A 17,150-nucleotide genomic window follows, 5' to 3' on the forward strand; every position below is an offset into this window, starting at 1 on the left:
CTGTGATAGGCATGTCAGTTGCCCCCGTCGATCGGCGCGCGGCCGGCGGCGAGGAGGATCCTCTGGCGGTTGCGGGCGGTGAGCAGCCCGGCAGCGACATACGCCGCCGAGACCTCGCCGACCGCGCCCAGGAAGGCGAATCGGTCGGCGAACGGCGCCCGCTCCCACACCTCGTCGAGCAGGGTCTTGTTCGCCCGCTTCGGGTTGGCGACTCCCGCGTCCTGGCCGGCGAACGTGACCGACGGCTCATTGCGCTGGAAGTACATGTGGTAGGCCACATCGCGTCCGTTGTAGGCGGGCTCGTACGACTGCGACCCGATCGTGAAGACGTTCGCCGCGGTCTTCGAGATGCCGCGGGTGACGTCGCCCGACAGGTTCAGCCGGTCGGCGAGCGAGACCTTCAGGTAGCTGGTCGACGAGCTCGTCGCCGTCAGCACCACGGGTCCGTACATGAGTGCCTGGATATCGGGCCGGTCGATCGCCGCCTCCACCCGCACCGTGAGCGGGATGCGCACCGTGATGGTGTCCCCTGCCGCCCATGCCCGCGAGATGCGCGCGTAGGTGCCGGGCACCGCGTCGACTCCCGCCGGCGCGCCGTTGACCTGGACCTCCGCGCCCGACGACCAGCCGGGGATTCGCAGATGCACCGTCAGCGGGCCGGACGGGGCCGTCTTGACCGTGAGAGTGGATGTCTCCCCCTCGGGGTACGACGACACCTGCTCGAGCACGAGCCCGGTCTCCTCCCATTCGAGGGTCGACGCGATGTAGAGGTTGACATACAGCTCGCTCTGATCGGCGGAGCGGAAGTAGATGCCTTCCTGGTACTTCACGTGGCTCTCGAGCCCGGTCCCGCCGCAGCACGTGCCGATGTTGCCGTTGCCGTACTCCTTGCGGGCCCCGGGCTGCACCGGGAACATGTACAGGTTCTCGGGGCCGGAGGTCGACTCCTGGTTGCGGCGACCGCCCAGGATGTGGTTCAGCACGGTGCGCTCGAAGTAGTCCATGTACTTCGGGTTCTGCTCGTTGAAGAACAGGTAGCTCGCGACCTTGAGCATGTTGTACGCGGCGCACGACTCGGCGTTGCGCGGACCGATGTCGCCCGCGACGGTGTTCGCGGGTCCCCACAGCTCGCCTTCGCCCGTGCCGCCGTGCGCGTACGAGCGCCCGGGGACGACCATGTCGTAGAAGCCCTTCGAGGCGTCCAGGAAGTGGTCGTCGCCGGTCTGCGCGGCGAGCTTGATGTAGCCGGGGAACTGCGGGATGTGCTGGTTGGCGTGCTTGCCGTTGAGCGTGTCGGTGCCGGCGGCGCACGCGTCGACGAGCGTGTGCAGGGTGAACAGGTGCGCGGCATCCAGGAACTCGCTCTTCGCCGCGTCGTTCGAGCGCCAGTAGAGCTCGACCAGCACCTCGTTCATCCCGCCGTACTCACCGGCGATGTACGAGCCCCACATGCGCGCGAGCTGGGCCGGCGTGCACTTGGAGAGGCGGCTGTACACCCAGTGGCCGATGCCCTCGGCGAGCGCGAGCGCCTTCGTGCTGCCTGCCAGGGCGTGCGCGTCGAGCAGGCCCGCGAGGATCTTGTGGAGCGTGTAGTACGGGGCCCAGATCTCGCCGTAGGGCGCGAACTCCTCGAGCGCCGAGAACTGCCACTCGCCGTACGCCGAAAGGAACCCGGGGTGCGAGTAGCGGGGGGCGCCCTGGTACTCCTGGGCGGCGAGTGCCGCGCGGCACTCCTCGAGGCCGTCGACGATCGCGTTGACCTTGTTGAGCAGTGCGACCTCGCCCGTGGAGGCGTATGCCATCGAGATTCCGCTCAGGAAGTGGCCGCCGTAGTGGCCGCGCAGGCATCCGCCCGCACCCGCGGCGTTCTGGCCGCGCACGTATTCGCGCGGACCCCAGCGCTGGAGATCGGGGTTGGGCCCGAACTCCTCCCAGCCGCCGGGCGGCGTCGCACCGTTCGTCGGGAGTCCGGCGTTGCGGCGGAAGACCGCGAGCACCTTGTCGACCGAGTAGGCGCGGTACAGCACGAGGTGCTGGTTGAGCGCCCGGGTGAAGACGCTCTGCCCGAGCGTGACGGACGTGAGCGGGAACGGCCGGACGCTCCACGACTGGGGGTACACGAGCGTCTGCGCCGCGCGCACCATCCGCGTGGGATACGCCGCGCCCGCGGTGCGGAACGCCGCCCCGGGTGCGGGTGCCGCAGCCCGCGCGCCCCCTGCCTCGAGGAGGCTGGTCGCCGCGACGGCGCCGGCGATGGCGAGTCCGCCGCCGAGCACCCTGCGCCGAGTGAGCCCTGACGGGTTCTCTCCGATCATCACTGATCCTTTCGGTTCTTCTTCGGACCTTGGGGCGCACCCGAGCACGGAAGATCACGGCTGGCCCGCTTTGCACGTTAGCGATATCAGTGAGCGCTAACAAGCTTTTCGAAAGTTTTCGAGAGTGCGCTTGACCACGCTTCGGGAACGGGTCATACTGGGCATTCGCGCGTGGTGTTAGTGCTAACAGCGCACCGTCTATCAAAGGAGACCACGACGTGCTCGCGAACCTCAACGGCTGGCATCTGCTGATCGTGCTGGCGGTGATCCTGCTCCTGTTCGGAGCGGCCCGTCTCCCCGCCCTGGCCAAGAGTGTCGGGCAATCGGCGCGGATCCTGAAGGGCGAGATGCGCCAGGCCCCCAAGACCGCAGACGCTGGAGCGGACTCCCCCGCGACCGCCGTCCAGGCGCCGGCGGCAACCCCCGCGGACTCGCGCACGTCGAGTTGAGGCGTCCGCGGTGTTCTTCGGCCTCACCGTCGAAAAGCTTTTCCTGATCGGTGTCGTCGGGGCTCTCCTCGTCGGCCCCGAACGCCTGCCGGAACTGTCGCGCCGGCTCGCCCAGGGGGTGCAGGCGGCGAAGGCCGCACTGGCCCGCACGACCGCGCGCATGCGCGACGAGATGGGACCGGAGTTCGACGAGGTCGACTGGCAGAAGCTGGACCCCCGTCAGTACGACCCTCGCCGCATCGTGCGCGAGGCACTGCTCGAGCCGGTCTCGTCGTTCCAGCCGCTCCCGCCGCCGCTGCCCGCGGCCGAGGCGGAGACCGAGGACGCGGCCACCCTCTCCGATGCGGCGCTCTCTGAGCCCTCCCCCGCATCACAGGGCGCACCTCTCGCACCGTCAGCCGCCTGACCTTCGGCCGTCCGCCCCGGACATCGGCCGTGAGACGACAGTGCGCGGACGAGACCTGGGGGTTCACCCGGGGTCTCGTCCGCGCACTGTCGTCTCACCCGCGGTGGCGGGCCGCCCGCCGAGCGCTGCACCGGCCGTGGCGGCAGCATCCACTCTGCCGACTCCGCCGGCCCGCCCCGCCCGCCGGTGCGGACCGCTCCGGTCGGGGCGACGCCTGGAATCACACCGCCGAGCTCGCCCGGGGGCCCACACGGGCCTCTGCCGGGCGACACGTGGTCGGCCCGTCCCTCGCCGCGGTCCCCGTTCAGGTCGCGCAACACGCGGGGTGACAGCCGCGATCCCGCGTGTCGTGGCACCTGAAACACCGCTGCCGGGCCCCCTCGGGGACCCGGCAGCGGTGTGTGGGTTGTGCGGAGGCGGCGACGGATGGTCCGTCGCCGCCTCCGGCCTGTGGATCAGCCGCAGGACTTCGCCGTGTACGGCGCCTTCACCGTGGTGGTGGAGCCGTCGGCCGCCGTGGCGGTCACCGACACCTCACCGGCGGTCACCGACGCGGCGCGTACCGCGAAGGCGTTGCTGACCGACTTGCCGGCCTCGACGCCCGTGACCTGCTTGGTGCCGTAGTCCGATGCCAGCGCGAGCGTGACGGGTTCGTCGTGCTCGTTGGTCGCCTTCACGACCAGCTGGATCTTGCCCGCCACGCAGCGGGTGTCGACGGTGGCCGACACCTTGGGTCCGGGTGCGACGCCGTCACCGACCGTCAGGGTCAGCGTCGTCGACGTGGTGCCGGCGGTGCTGACGTACGACGGCAGGATCAGCTGACCGCGGATCTCGTAGACGCCCGGCGTCTGCACGATCGCCTCGTCGAAGTCCCACTCGACGCCGATCGCCCGGTTGTCGCGTGAGCCGTCGTTGTACGACACGGCGACCCGCTCCGGCAGCCACGGCAGCTCGCCGACCTCGACGGTCTGCTCGAACTGCTGCGCTCCCTGGATCGAGATGCCACCCTGCGAGTTCTCCGGCCGGACGTACACCTGCGCCTGGGCGATGAGCCCGTACGCGGTGTTGGTGCCGTACACGGTGAACGGCTCGACGTTGGTCTCGGCGACCTGCTCGGCGGTGATCGCCTGCCAGGTGAAGGGCACCGAGCCCCGCGCACCGCTCGCGAAGACGACATCCAGCTCAGCCGGCAGCTGCGGGATCTCACCCACGACCGTGCGGACCACGACAGGCGCGTCCACGGACGCGACCGTCTCGCCGTTGACCCGCCAGCGCAGCACACCGGTGCCGGCGCCGCCGGTCTGCACGCCCGTGATGCGCACGCGCAGCTGGCTCGCCTCGATCGCCTCGAACTCGAAGCGGTTGAAGGCGTTCAGCTTGAGGCCCGCGGCGTAGGTGGAGCCGTTGGTGAGGGTCACCGGAGTCCAGTTCGTGCCGTCGTTGGACGACTCGATGACGTACGTGTCGGCTCGCGGCGACCGCGTCCCGCCGTTGTCGTCGTACCAGTAGATCTCCGTCGAGCTGATCCGCACCGGCGACTGCCACGTGTACCGCAGCCATGCGGCGTTCGCCACCGAAGTGCCGTTGGCCGTCTGACCCCAGTTGCCCCAGCCGTTGCCCGCACCCGGGTTCGAGCTGGCGGGTGTGGTGGCCTCGTTCACCCGGTTCTGGTTCTCCCAGGAGGCGACACCACTCGAGGTGATCGTCGCGACCGCGCCGTACTCGGCGGACGTGGCCTTCTCGGTGAGGTCGAGAGACACATCGCGCTGCGTGGTGAGCGCGCCGTCACTCGCCTGGAGCCGGAACACGTACGCGCCGGCGACGGTGCCCGTCACGGTGGTGCGCAGTGCGTTCTGGTCCGAGAAGATGACGCCGGCGCCCGCGGGGGCCGACACCGTCGACCAGCTGTATGTCAGCGTGCCCGACTCGGGGATGCCGTCGTCCGTCGCCGTTCCGACGAGCGTCGTCGAGAGGTTGCCGTCGCGGGAACGGTCGGCGGTCGCGGTGACCACCGGCGCGTCGTTGACGACCACCGGCACCTCGCGGCCCGAGTCGAAGACCTGGATCTCCGAGATGGCGGTGGAGAACGAAGGGGTGTTCGTGAACGCCACGCGCACCTTGCTCGCGGTGACCGTCTCGAACAGCGCCTCGTTGAACTTCGGCCCCGGGATCTTCGGCGCCTTGAAGGCGTCGGGCACGGTGACCCACTCGCCCGCACCGTTCTGCACCTGGATCGCGTAGCCCTGCGGCTCGTGGTAGCCCCCGGCCTGACGGTCGCTGACGAACCACACCTTGACGTTGTCGAACGTCTTCGGCGAGCCGAAGTCGATGTCGACGTAGCCTCCGGTCTGACCGGTGCCGTAGTTGCCCCAGTACGGCTCGTTGGCGGTGATGCCGTCGTTGACGGCGTTCAGCGTCACGGGGCGCTCGGTCTCCTTGATGGCACCCGGGGTGTAGTTCATCGAACCCGTCGAGAAGCCCGGCGTGTGGAAGTTGCGCCAGGCGGCCGGACGCGCACCCTGCTGGGTCGCGGACGACGACAGCGTGGCACCGGAGGCCAGGTTGGCCGCCTCCTCCTCGAGGTCGATGCCCGCGGTCTTGAGGTACGACACGACGCGCTCGTCCTTGATCGGGGTGTCGACGGCGCTGGGCATGTCGGCGCCCTCCTCGGCGACCACCGTCACGTCCAGGCCCTCGTCCGACTCGACGATCTCGTTCGTCGCCGGGTCGTAGACGAACCGGCCGAGGTCATCGGCGGTCGCCTTGCGCTCGCCGTCGACGAACAGGCTGTAGCCCGCACCCAGGCCGTACTCCGAGCCGTCCTCGTCCCAGACGATCGTCAGGTCCTTGCCGTGGTAGTTCAGGTTGTTCACCATGAAGTTCCCGTAGCCGAGGTCGATCGGCCAGAGCTCGATCTTGTCGTCCGCGCGGGGACGGATGCCGCCCATGTCCTCCACGTAGATGTAGTTCATGTTGCCGAGCATCACGTGGTTCGGGTTGTTGCGGTTGTACGTCTTCGTGGCGGGATTCCAGTTCGAGTAGTACTCGGACTGGTTGGCCACGCGCGCGTCACCGTTCGGGTAGATGCTCCACGCCATCCACTGCAGCAGGCGCTCGGCGTACTCCGGAGTGATGTACTTCTGCTCCGGGTCGTAGTCGCGCAGCGCGGCCCGCACCGCGCGGTACTGCACGGTGAAGTTGATGTTCGAGAAGTTGTTCGACCCCCCGATCCCGAACTTCGCCCGGTCGTACTGGTTGGCCGTGTAGAACGGGAAGATCGGGAAGTTGTCGCCGTACCGGAGGAACCGGTAGCCGTCCACGTACTTCTCGGCGTCCTCCTTGGGGATGAGCCCCTCCGAGTAGATGTCGTAGAGGTTCGACTCCTTGGCCGGGATGAGATCCCGCTCCGCGGTGCTCAGCGGGTTGGCCCCGCCGTTCGAGGATGCGGCCGCTTGGGCTCCGTGCGAGGTGCCCGCGAGGAACATCCGCATCTCTTCGCTCCACAGCCGGTCCAGGACCTCGCTCTGGATCCCGTCGGCGGCGGTGCGCATCTCGGCGACCTTCGAGGCATCCGCACCCGCCTGCTCGTAGAGCTGAGCGGCCGCGTCGAAGGCGCCCCACACATACGCGGACTCCGGGCGCTCGATCGTGCGAGCCCCCGCGGCCGAGGCGTTCGTCTTCGGGTAGCCGAAGGTGATGGCGTCGGAGTCGTTGCCGGGCATGTAGTTCGTGTCGTACGCGATCAGCATGTCGTCGTTGCCGTCGTAGTGCTCGAGCTGACCGACACCGTCGCCCTCGAAGTACGACGCGAACTTCTCCGCGATCGCCGGTCCGCCGCCATAGACGTTGTACGCCTCGAGGCCGGCCGTGCCGATGTACTGCGAGTAGTGGTTGTTCCAGCTCGTGTGACCGGGGCTGTCGAGGAACGCCGACGATCCCGACAGCTCTCCCACGTTGAGGATCTGGCCGTACGCGAGGTACGGGTTGCGGATCCACTTCGTGTCCTGCAGGTGCATCGGCTGCGTCAGCACGACCGCGTTCTGATAGAGGTTCGAGCCTTCGACGGTGGTCGGGTACTGGTAGACGTAGCCCGCCTCGTTCGTGTCGAGCGCGTTGTAGCGCTCGCCCCACCACCGGTAGACGATCGCCTTCTCGATCGCCGCGTCGGGCACATCGATGTAGGGGATGTCCTCGGCCCAGCGCTGGTTGAACTCGGTGACGCCCGTGCGGAACGCGTCCGCCGGCGCGAGAGCGGCGTACGCCTGCAGCTGCTCCGCTCCGGCAGGCATGCCGTCGCTGGAGAGCGCTCCGACGACGGAGATCTCGACCGTGCCACCGGCCGGAACCGTGATCTGGCGATCGAGGTTCGAGCCCGACCGCGTGAAGCCGGGTGCCTTCAGTGCGATGTCGACCTGCGACCACGCCGTGTCGTTGAGTCCGTTGTTGGAACCGCTGGTGATGGTGCGCGTGCCGACGAGCTCGTCGCCCGCGTCACCGGCTCCGGTCGCCAGCGGCGATGCGGCGCGGACGGTGAAGGTCTGTGCGGCGCCGCCCGGGTTCTGGAACGCGATCGTGGTGACGGCGACGTTGTCGTACGTGATGAACTTCTTCATGTCGGCCACCACGCCCGTGGTGCCGATGTTGTACCGCGACTTCGCGTGGCTGGGCGCGTTGAATCGCTGGGCGCCCACCTCCGTGACGGTCTGCCCGGGCACGATGACCGAGTAGAAGGATCCGAGGTTGTTGGGCCCGCCGACATAGGTCGAGCCTGCGAAGCCCATGACGCCCCACGTGCTGCCGCCGCGCAGGTACAGCGAGCGACCGCGCGTCTGGAGCACGGTGTTGTTCGCCGTGCCCGTCACTCCGAGGATGCGGTCGAGGTAGTAGTCGGTGCCTCCTGCGGCGAGATCCTTCTCGACGATCGCGCCGTGCATGCTCTCCGCCGTCCAGTCCACGCCGGGAACGAGCTTCTGCTCGACCTCAGCGAGGTTCGTGTACGTCGGGTCGCCGATGTCCATCGTGTCGGTCTGGCCGTTCGTGTAGACGCCGACGTCGGATTCGTTGCCCGGCACGGGGGCTCCGAATGCGTTCGTCGGCACGAACGCGAGTGTGGCTGCCGTCAGCGCGCAGATCGTCGCTGCGGCAGCCGTTCTTCTCCTGGTTGTAGGCGACATCGCCCATCCTCTCCATCGGGGAACGGATGACTCGGCGACGCCGCACGGGGACGGTCGGGGCGAACCGGGTCCGCGCCAGTAAAGCAGTGACGAAAGGCCGAGCGCAATGGTTTTCGAAGATTTCGTGTTACCGGTATCTACTCACCCTCCTTCATGCCGAAAACGCTTGCGACGTGGAGACGGCCCGTACGAGTGGGCTGAGGCGGCCCCGGCGTCGGCCAGTACTGGCAAGCTGGATCCATGCGCATCGCCCTCACCGGCTCGTCCGGCAAACTCGGCACCGTCGTCGCCCGCGAGCTTCGCGCGGCCGGTCACGACGTCATCGGCATCGACGTCGTCGGCACCCGCGGGCCGGACTTCGTCCAGGTCGACCTCACCGACTACGGCCAGGTCGTCGACGCCCTCTCCGCCGTGAACGACCGGCACGACGGGTTCGACGCCGTCGTGCACCTCGGTGCGATCCCGGCTCCCGGCATCCGTTCCGATGTCGCGACCTTCCACAACAACATGACGGCGACGTTCAACGTGTTCTGGGCGGCCGTGAGGCTCGGCATCCGTCGCATCGTGTACGCGTCGAGCGAGACGGTGCTGGGACTCCCCTTCGATGTGCCGCCGCCGTACATCCCGGTCGACGAGGAGTACCCGCCGCGCCCCGAGTCCGTGTACTCGCTCGTGAAGACGCTCGAGGAGCGCATGGCCGTCGAGCTCGTGCGCTGGCACCCCGATCTGTCGATCACGGGCCTGCGGTTCTCGAACGTGATGGTGCCGGAGGACTACGAGGCGTTCCCGTCGTACGACGACGACGCGCTGAAGCGCAAGTGGAACCTCTGGGGCTACATCGACGCCCGCGATGGCGCGCAGGCCGTCGAGCGCGCGCTCGAGGTCGCGCCCCCGGGCTTCGAGACCTACATCATCGCCGCCGCCGACACCGTGATGTCGCGACCCAACGCGGAACTGGTCGCGGAGGTCTTCCCCGGCGTCGAGACGCGGGACTTCGGAGAGCACGACACCCTCCTGTCGATCGACAAGGCCCGGCGCCTGCTCGGGTACGACCCGCAGCATTCGTGGCGCGATGAGGTGAGCTGACGCAGCTGCACGCGACAGCGGCGCCGGGAATCCCCCGGCGCCGCTGCCCACACCTGCGGAGTGATCAGCCGAGCAGGTCGCCGACCAGATCGTCGACATCGCTCGAGACGTCGCCGACGAGATCGTCGACGTGGGTGCCGATGTCGCTCGTCAGGTCGCCGACCTCGGCGCCCACCTGGCCCACCGAGACGCCGGTGTCGTTGCCCGAGCCGACGTTCGTCCCGTTGCCGACCGAGTTGCCGCCGGCGACGTCGTTGCCCGAGCCGATGGGAGCGTCGACGCTCACATCATTGCCCGAACCGATCGGGGCGCTGACGTCGTTGCCGGAGAGCACGGGTGCGTCGTTGCCCGAGAGGATCGGGCCGTTCGCAACGTCGCTCACCAGCGGGCCGTTGATGAGTCCGCCGTCGACACCGAGGCTGCCGATCGTGTTGTCGTTCGCGTCCAGCGCGTCGTCGACCCAGGCCCAGCCCTGGAAGGCGTCGAGCGAATCGAGGGCGTGCGCCGACGTGTGGGTGTCCTCCGCCGCGGACGTGTGGTCGTCGGCGTTCGCGGGGATCGAGAAGCCCGCCACCGCCAGCGCCACAGCGCCGATTCCTGCGGTTCCCATCAGTCCAGCTCGCGTCGTCTTGCGCATCGGATCATTCCTTCCGTTCCGTGACGTGCGGTGTTCCCCGCACATCGGGTCATCCGGAGGGGGCACCCGAGCGGATTGGGCGGCCGGGTCCGAACCCCGCCAGCTCGCCGTCCGCGAGGCGCGGAATTCCGCGCGTGCGAGCGGATTCCTGAGAGATTCCTGAATGGTCAGCCACGCGGCATCCGTCCCGTGCTCGCCGGCTCCGCACGCGTTCGCCGTAGGCTCGAACCGGACCTCGCCCCGAGGAGGTGCACGCATGGCCGAAGATCCACGCCTCGCCGCCGCGCGCTACCGCGCGGAGCGCGAAGATGACGGCGAACACACGGATGCTGCGTCCCCGCCGGCGAACGCCGCGCGTGCGTACTCCGCAGCCGATCGCGCAGCGGTCGTCGAGACGGCGATCCAGCAGGCGATCCGCCGGGGCGAGTTCGACGACCTGCCCGGCGCCGGCAAGCCGATCCCGGGCCTCGGCGAGACGCACGACCCGGACTGGTGGATCCGCCGCAAGATCGAGACCGAGCAGCTCACCGGCCTCGGCCCGCCGGCACTCATGCTCCGCGTCGAGAACGCCGAGCTCGAGGCGAGGCTCGACGGCCTCGGGAACGAGTCCGACGTGCGCGAGGCGGTCGAGGACTTCAACCGCCGGGTGATCGAGGCCCGGCGCCAGCTGCTCGGCGGCCCGCCGGTCGTGACGCCCACGCGCGACGTCGAGGCCGAGCTGGCCGCGTGGCGCGAACGGCGGGAAGCGCGCGCCGCATCGATCGCCGAGGAGACGGATGCCGCACCCCCGCGTCGCGCGTGGTGGCGGCGCCCTCGCCGCGCTGGATCAGCGGACATCGGCACAGGCGAGAACGAACCGCGCGGGACGGCCCTCTGATCGGCAGCTCGCTGCAATATCGGGCGCGGCATCCCAGACCCGGATCCTCCGAGTCTGGGACGCCGCACCGTTCACGAGCTCGCGCGCTCAGCGCGAGCGCTCACTGACAGGTGATGGCCGAGAAGGCTGCCTCCACCTGCGCCGTGCGTCCATCTTCCGCAGCGGCGGCGACGGCGATCGCGCCGCCGGCGACCGACGCGGAGCGCGTGGCGAAGGCCACCGACGCCGACTTGCCCGGCTGCACGGCGAGCGACTTCGACCCGTACGTCGAAGACACGTCGACCTGGAGCGCCGTGCCGCTGACGTTCTTCACTACGGTCACCAGCTGCACCTTCCCCGCGACACAGCGAGGAGTCGCTGAGGCCTCGACCTGCAGCGCGGGCAGGGCCACCGTGATCTTCTTCTCGATCGTGACGTCACCGCGGGCGACGCGCACCGTGTACTCCCCCGCGGCGAGGTCCGTGCGGAGCGCCGCCGTGAGCGAGCCCGCGCCGCTGCCATCGGTGTGCAGCGTCCCGAGAGCGATCCCGCCCGGTTCGAGCGTCACGGCGTAGTCCACGTTCGGGATGCCGCCGGTCAGCGTCACCGGGAACTCGGACCCCGCCGCGACAGCGGTGGCCGGCACCTCGATCGCGGGCGTCGCGGCAGGTGCCGCGGCGATGACCTGCCACTCGCGGATGCCGGTCGATCCGCCACCCTCCGCGGCACCCCAGGACTGCGACACGATCCGCAGCGCCGTCGTCTTCACCGGGGCGAAGTCGACGCGGTCGAATCCGCTGCCGGTGCGACCGTACGACTGCCCGGCGTCGAGAGTGACGTCACGCCACGTCGTGCCGTCGGCGTCGAGGTACTGCAGCACCCAGCTCTTGGGCGGGATCATGCCGGCGTTCGCGGTATCGGGGCTGTCGCGGTACCACCACACACCCACCGAGTCGACGTCGACCGAGAACGACCACGTCAGCCGTGCGGTCTGCTGGCCGGCCTGCGGCCAGGTCCCCCAACTCGTCGCGTACTTGGCCGCCGCGTTCTCGAACGGCGCGTTGGTGCCGTCCTTGAGACCGTTGACGTTCTCCCAGCCGCTCGTGAACGAGGCGGTGGCCGTCGCATACGACGAGATGTTGCCCGTGAGCTGAGCGTTCGGGTCCTTGGGAATGGTCACCGTGCCGTTCGCCGTGTTGCCGGCGATGTCGCGCACGCGGTAGGTGAGCTGGTGCGGCAGCCCGTCGGGTGCGGCGATCGCCGCGCCCGCCGTCGCCGCAACCCATGCCCCGGCGCCGTCGAAGCGATACTCGATCGCGGCCACGCCGGATCCGGCGTCGGTCGCGGAGATCGACACCGTGCGCGCGGCCGCGTCGAGCGCGGCGTTCGCGGTCGGAGCCGTCTTGTCGATCTTGACGGTGCGGCTCACCTCGCTCGACACGTTGCCCGACGAGTCCTCGGCGCGGGCGGCGACGGTGCTCGTGCCCTCTGCGGTCACCGTGACCTCGGCGAAGCGCACGTTCGGCGTCGCCGTCCAGGCGCCGGCGCCGATGCGGGTCGACACCGTGGTGAGGTAGTCGACCGCATCCTCGGCCGAGGCGCGCAGCGTGACGTTCGAGGCGAACCAGCCGTCAGCACCCGACGTCCCGGAGGCCGCCAGCGTGACGGTCGGGGCATCGTGGTCCGCCGGCGGCGCGGGCGGGTCGTCCGAGCTGACGGTGACATCCGCCTGGACCAGACCCGCGGCGACACCGAGCGCGCGGCCGGTCGCCGTGAACGTGCCCGCCTCTGCGTAGTCGGACGCCTTCACCGGCAGCCAGTTGACCGGCGCCCACTGCTGCGCGCCGTCGACCGTGATCCGCACAGCGGCGGGGAGCACCGGTGCGACTGCGGGCTTGGTGTGCACCGCGACGGGTGCGGGCACCGCGGCCTCGCGAGCGTAGACCTCCCACTCCGAAACCGACACGGAGTTGAAGTACGCGCCGCTGGCACGGCCGGCGAACGTCGCGCGCAGCGCCGTCGTGGTCACCGGCGTGAAGTTCACCGTCAGCCACGTGTTGACCGTCGTCGGGTACGTCGCGTTCTCGACCGGTCGCCAGTCCCCCGCGGCGTCGAGGTATTCGAGCTTCCACGAGGCGGGCGGACGGATCCAGTTGGAGTCCTGGTGGAACTGGATGCCGGCCGAGCCGGTGCGCACCGGCGCCGTCCACTGGTACGAGAGCCAGTCGGTCTCGTTGGCGCTCGTCGTTCCCCGGTAGTTGCCCCACTGGTCGGGCGGCAGGAGCGCCGTCGTGGCGCGGAATCCGTCATTGACCGCGGTGGTCCGCATCGGGGGCTGCTCGGTGAAGGACGCCTTCACCTGCGCGTCGAGCGCGAGGTTGGCCGACGGGATCCGCTTCGGATCCTTCGCGAGGGTCTGCGTGACGGGCAGGATCTTCGCGCCGTCCCACTGGACCTCGTCGATCGCGACGGACCGGCGGAAGTGCCCACCGCCCACCGCATCCTTGGTGTGGTAGGTCAGGTACGACTTGCCCTTGAAGTCGATGAGCGACGGGTGCACGGTCGTCGCAGACGTGCCCGACAGGATGATGCCCTGGTAGTTCCACGGCCCCGTGGGGCTCGTCGACGTCGCGTACCCGATGCACGCCTGGTAGTTCGACGGTGTGCAGGCGCTGCCGCCCTGCTTCCAGTCGTAGAGCAGGTAGTACAGCCCGTTCTTCTTGAACACCCACGGCGCCTCGTAGAACGAGGTGAGACCCGACATCGTCGAGATCGCGCCGTCGAGCGCGGTCATCGAGGAGGTGAGCTTCACGACGCGCGCGACACTCCAGGAGCCCCAGTAGAGGTAGACGGTGCCGTCCGTGTCCGTGAACACGTGCGGGTCGATCACCTCCTGGCCGTTGGTGCTCGAGCCGAACACGTCGGACCACTTCACCAGCGGCGCCCCGATCGCGTCGGTCCATGGCCCGACCGGCGAGTCGGAGACGGCGACGCCGATCGCCATGCGGTTGGCCTGGGTCGTGTCCTTCGACTCCACCGGCACGTACCAGTAGTACTTGCCGTCACCGCCCAGCACCGCGTGACCGGCGTAGGCCGCGTTGCCCGAGGCCCACGAGAACACCGCGTCCGGGTCGAGGGCGTTCTGGTAGACGTCCCATTCGCCCGATGCCACGTCGTCGGTCGCGAGCACCGCGTAGTCGCGCATCGCGAACCCCGCCTGCTGCGCCGACGCCTCGTCGTGGCCGGTGTAGATGTACAGCCGCCCGTCCGCCCCCACGAGAGGTGCGGCGTCGGCGGTGTACAGGGACCCGTCGGCGATGATCGGGTTGCCGGCGGATGTGATGGTGCGCGTCGGTGGTGGGGCGTCGGCGGCGGATGCCGGTGCGGCGCCGCCTGCGAGGATCAGCGCGACAGCGGCGGCTGTCGCCACCGCTGCCCGCGCCAGGACGTGGTCGTTCATTCGTGAATCACCTTTGTTTCGTCAGCGGCTGGTCTCGGCCGGGTACGCGACAGCGACTCGACGAGCACCGAAACCGGTTGACACCACAGCAGCGATGTTGGCGCTCACAATTGGTGTTCTCGACGCTGAAATCCCGCGTGAGGGGCAGTTTGGCAGTGACCTACGCGCCAGCGCAATCGTTTTCGAGAATTTCGAAACTACGCGCCGTCCTCGACGACGCACTGCGTCATCGACGCGGGATCGTCGATCCCCGGATCACGAGCCGCACCGGAAGGTGATGGCTTCCCTGGCCGATGTTCACGCCGTCGATGGCGTCGAAAACCCGTTGCGCGGCCTGGCGTCCGAGCTGCTGCAGGTTCGCGTCGATGCTCGTGAGCTGAGGCCGCGAATTGGTCGCGAGCACCTCCCAGTTGTCGTAGCCGATCACCGCGAGGTCGTCGGGCACGCTGCGTCCCAGGTCGCGCGCGGTGTCCAGCGCCCCGCGCGCGATCTGGTCGGATCCGCAGAAGATCGCATCGACGTCGGGGTGCCGCTGCAGCAGGATCGCCGCGGCATCCCGGCCCCAGTGCTCCGTCCATTCCGAGAACATCGGCTCGCCCACGAGCTCCAGCCCTGCCGCCGCCAGCCCGGCACGAGCTCCCGCGACGCGGTCCTGCGCTGCCGCGTAGGCGGGGTCGCCCGTGATGACGGCGATGCGGGATCGCCCGCAGGCGATCAGGTGCTCGACGGCGAGGCGCCCGCCGGCGTAGTTGTCGGGAGTCAGTGAGAGGTCGCGCGGGTCGTCGGACGGCGCATACGCGTACACGACCGGGACCGGGAGGTCCTGCCCGAGGGACGGGCGGGGATCGGTCTGCCTCCCGACGACGATGATCCCGTCGACGCGACGGCTCAGCAGGGCCTTGAGATGGTGCTGCTCGCGGATGGCGTCGCCGCGCGCATCGCACAGGAACACGTTGATCTGCCCCGCCCCGAACGCGTCTTCGGCGCCCATCAGGATCGGGATCATGAAGCGGCCCTCGAGGTCGCTGGTGAGAAGCCCGACGGTGCCGGTGCGGCCGGCGAGCAGTCCCTTGGCCATCGCATTGGGGGTGAACGACAACTCGTCGGCCGCGCGCAGGACGCGCTGCCGCGTCGCGACGGCGACGTCGTCGCGGTTGTTGAGCGCCTTCGACGCCGTCGCGATCGACACTCCCGCGCGCCGAGCCACATCGCTCAGCGTCGCGGCGCGCGACCCGTTTTCGCTCGTTGCCACGAGTCACCTTCCTTTCGGGTGCTCAAACGTTATCGAAGACCATACTTGACGGTCTCGCAATCGCCACGATAGCTTGCTCGAAATGGATTTCGCCGATTTCGGTTTTCGTCCATTGCACCCACTCGCAGCGATGCCGACCCGTCCAGCGTCATCCGCTCGAAGAAGAGCCAGAGGAGACAGTTGCATGATCACCACCCGACGTCGTGCCGCACTGCGGACGGCCACCGTCCTCGTCACGGCGGGAGCCCTCATCGGGGGCCTCGCCGCCTGCGCCGGAGGCGGCGACAGCCCCGAACCCGCCGCATCCATTCCCGCTGAAGGAGTCGACGACGGCTCGACCCTGACGCTGTGGACGCGCGCGCCGATGGAGCGCCAGGCGAACCTTCTGGTCGACGCGTACAACGAGAGCCACAAGAACCAGGTCGAGCTGACCGTCGTCCCCAACGACGACTACGTCGCGAAGGTCGGCGCCGCCGCCGGTGCGAGCGGGCTGCCCGACCTGTTCGCCGCCGACATCGTGTACGTCCCCAACTGGGTCGAGCAGGGCCTGTTCGCCGACATCACCGACCAGATCGACAGCCTGGACTACAAGGACTCGATCAACAAGGGCCACCTGTCGGCCGGCACCTACGAGGGGCAGGAGCACGTGCTGCCCTTCGTCCTCGACCTGTCGATGCTGATGTGGAACAAGGAGCTGTTCGCCGAGGCGGGGCTCGACCCCGAGAAGGCCCCCGAGACCCTCGCCGAGTTCTCCGAAGCCGCGCAGGCCATCCAGGCTCTCGGCAAGGACGGCGTCTCCGGCACGTCCGCAGGCCTCAACTGCGGCGGATGCCTCGTCTTCACGTGGTTCCCGAGCGTCTGGGCCTCGGGCGACCAGGTGATGAACGAAGAGGGCACCGAGTCGCTGCTCAACAGCGAGGCCGCGCAGGAGGTCTACTCCACGTGGAAGGAGCTCTACGACGCAGGCGCCGTGGCTCCCGGCTCGGCCGATGAGACCGGACCGACCTGGGTCGCCGGGTTCCAGGAGGGCAAGGTCGGCATCATGCCGTACCCCGCGACCCTCCTGTCGGGCCTCGAGTTCGACGCCGGCGTGGCGGGCCTTCCCGGTGTCGACGGCGGCGCATCGACGTTCGTCGGCGGCGACGGCATCGGCATCTCGAAGGACTCGAAGCTCTCGGCTCAGGCGTGGAACTTCCTCTCCTGGATGATGTCGGACGACGCGCAGGTGCAGGTGCTCGCGAAGGACGGCAACGCGGTCTCCCGCTCCGACCTCGCCAACAACGAGTACTCCTCGGAGGACCCGCGTTTGGTGACGATCAACGAGGTCGCCGGTGAGGGCGACACCCCCGTCGCACTGCAGTTCCAGCAGGCGTTCAACGCGCCGGGAAGCCCGTGGCTGACCCTCGTGCGCAACGCCGTGCTCGAAGGCACCGACACGGTCGACGCCGACAACGACGAGATCACCGCCGTCCTCGGCGAGTGATCCACCGGCGGGGCGCATCGCCGGCACCGACC

The 17,150-nt window shown here is 69.2% G+C and carries 10 protein-coding genes; 5 read left to right on the plus strand and 5 right to left on the minus strand.

The genetic code is table 11. The features are described 5' to 3' along the window. Positions 1-14: 14 nt before the first annotated feature. Complete coding sequence (locus tag ACFVSU_RS07885) at positions 15-2,315, minus strand: glycoside hydrolase family 127 protein (protein WP_387140487.1); 2,301 nt, start codon at positions 2,313-2,315, stop codon at positions 15-17. Positions 2,316-2,533: 218 nt separating this feature from the next. On the opposite strand from ACFVSU_RS07885, the gene ACFVSU_RS07890 reads away from it, so the two are divergent. Then, entirely contained in the window at positions 2,534-2,764 is a 231-nt protein-coding gene (locus ACFVSU_RS07890) for a twin-arginine translocase TatA/TatE family subunit (protein WP_387140490.1), read from the plus strand. 10 nt (positions 2,765-2,774) lie between these two features. Continuing rightward, the gene (locus tag ACFVSU_RS07895; protein WP_387140493.1) at positions 2,775-3,170 is read left to right on the plus strand and encodes a twin-arginine translocase TatA/TatE family subunit; all 396 of its coding nucleotides are present in this window, start codon (positions 2,775-2,777) and stop codon (positions 3,168-3,170) included. A 455-nt stretch (positions 3,171-3,625) separates the two neighbouring features. Here ACFVSU_RS07895 and ACFVSU_RS07900 read toward each other — a convergent pair whose 3' ends face one another. After that, positions 3,626-8,269 (minus strand): discoidin domain-containing protein, encoded by a 4,644-nt coding sequence (locus ACFVSU_RS07900; RefSeq protein WP_387140496.1) that lies wholly within the window; start codon positions 8,267-8,269, stop codon positions 3,626-3,628. Between the two features lie 315 nt (positions 8,270-8,584). Here ACFVSU_RS07900 and ACFVSU_RS07905 point away from each other — a divergent pair, with 315 nt between their 5' ends. Continuing rightward, positions 8,585-9,430 carry an NAD-dependent epimerase/dehydratase family protein gene (locus ACFVSU_RS07905; RefSeq protein WP_387140498.1) on the plus strand — a complete coding sequence of 282 codons (846 nt, stop codon included), beginning with the start codon at positions 8,585-8,587 and terminating at the stop codon, positions 9,428-9,430. Positions 9,431-9,494: 64 nt separating this feature from the next. On the opposite strand, the gene ACFVSU_RS07910 is transcribed toward ACFVSU_RS07905, so the two are convergent. Further along, positions 9,495-10,067: a hypothetical protein gene (locus tag ACFVSU_RS07910; protein WP_387140501.1), complete on the minus strand. Its 573-nt coding sequence runs from the start codon at positions 10,065-10,067 to the stop codon at positions 9,495-9,497. Between the two features lie 256 nt (positions 10,068-10,323). Between ACFVSU_RS07910 and ACFVSU_RS07915 the strand changes: the two genes are divergently transcribed. Further along, positions 10,324-10,944, plus strand: coding sequence for a DUF1992 domain-containing protein (locus tag ACFVSU_RS07915; RefSeq protein WP_387140504.1), 621 nt, complete (start codon positions 10,324-10,326; stop codon positions 10,942-10,944). 100 nt (positions 10,945-11,044) lie between these two features. On the opposite strand, the gene ACFVSU_RS07920 is transcribed toward ACFVSU_RS07915, so the two are convergent. Then, positions 11,045-14,383 carry a family 43 glycosylhydrolase gene (locus ACFVSU_RS07920; RefSeq protein WP_387140507.1) on the minus strand — a complete coding sequence of 1,113 codons (3,339 nt, stop codon included), beginning with the start codon at positions 14,381-14,383 and terminating at the stop codon, positions 11,045-11,047. A 226-nt stretch (positions 14,384-14,609) separates the two neighbouring features. Continuing rightward, entirely contained in the window at positions 14,610-15,635 is a 1,026-nt protein-coding gene (locus ACFVSU_RS07925) for a LacI family DNA-binding transcriptional regulator (protein WP_310285610.1), read from the minus strand. Positions 15,636-15,819: 184 nt separating this feature from the next. On the opposite strand from ACFVSU_RS07925, the gene ACFVSU_RS07930 reads away from it, so the two are divergent. Next, positions 15,820-17,118, plus strand: coding sequence for an ABC transporter substrate-binding protein (locus ACFVSU_RS07930; RefSeq protein WP_387140511.1), 1,299 nt, complete (start codon positions 15,820-15,822; stop codon positions 17,116-17,118). The last annotated feature ends 32 nt before the right edge of the window (positions 17,119-17,150 follow it).

Source organism: Microbacterium sp. NPDC058062, assembly GCF_042885375.1.
GTDB lineage: Bacteria > Actinomycetota > Actinomycetes > Actinomycetales > Microbacteriaceae > Microbacterium > Microbacterium trichothecenolyticum_C.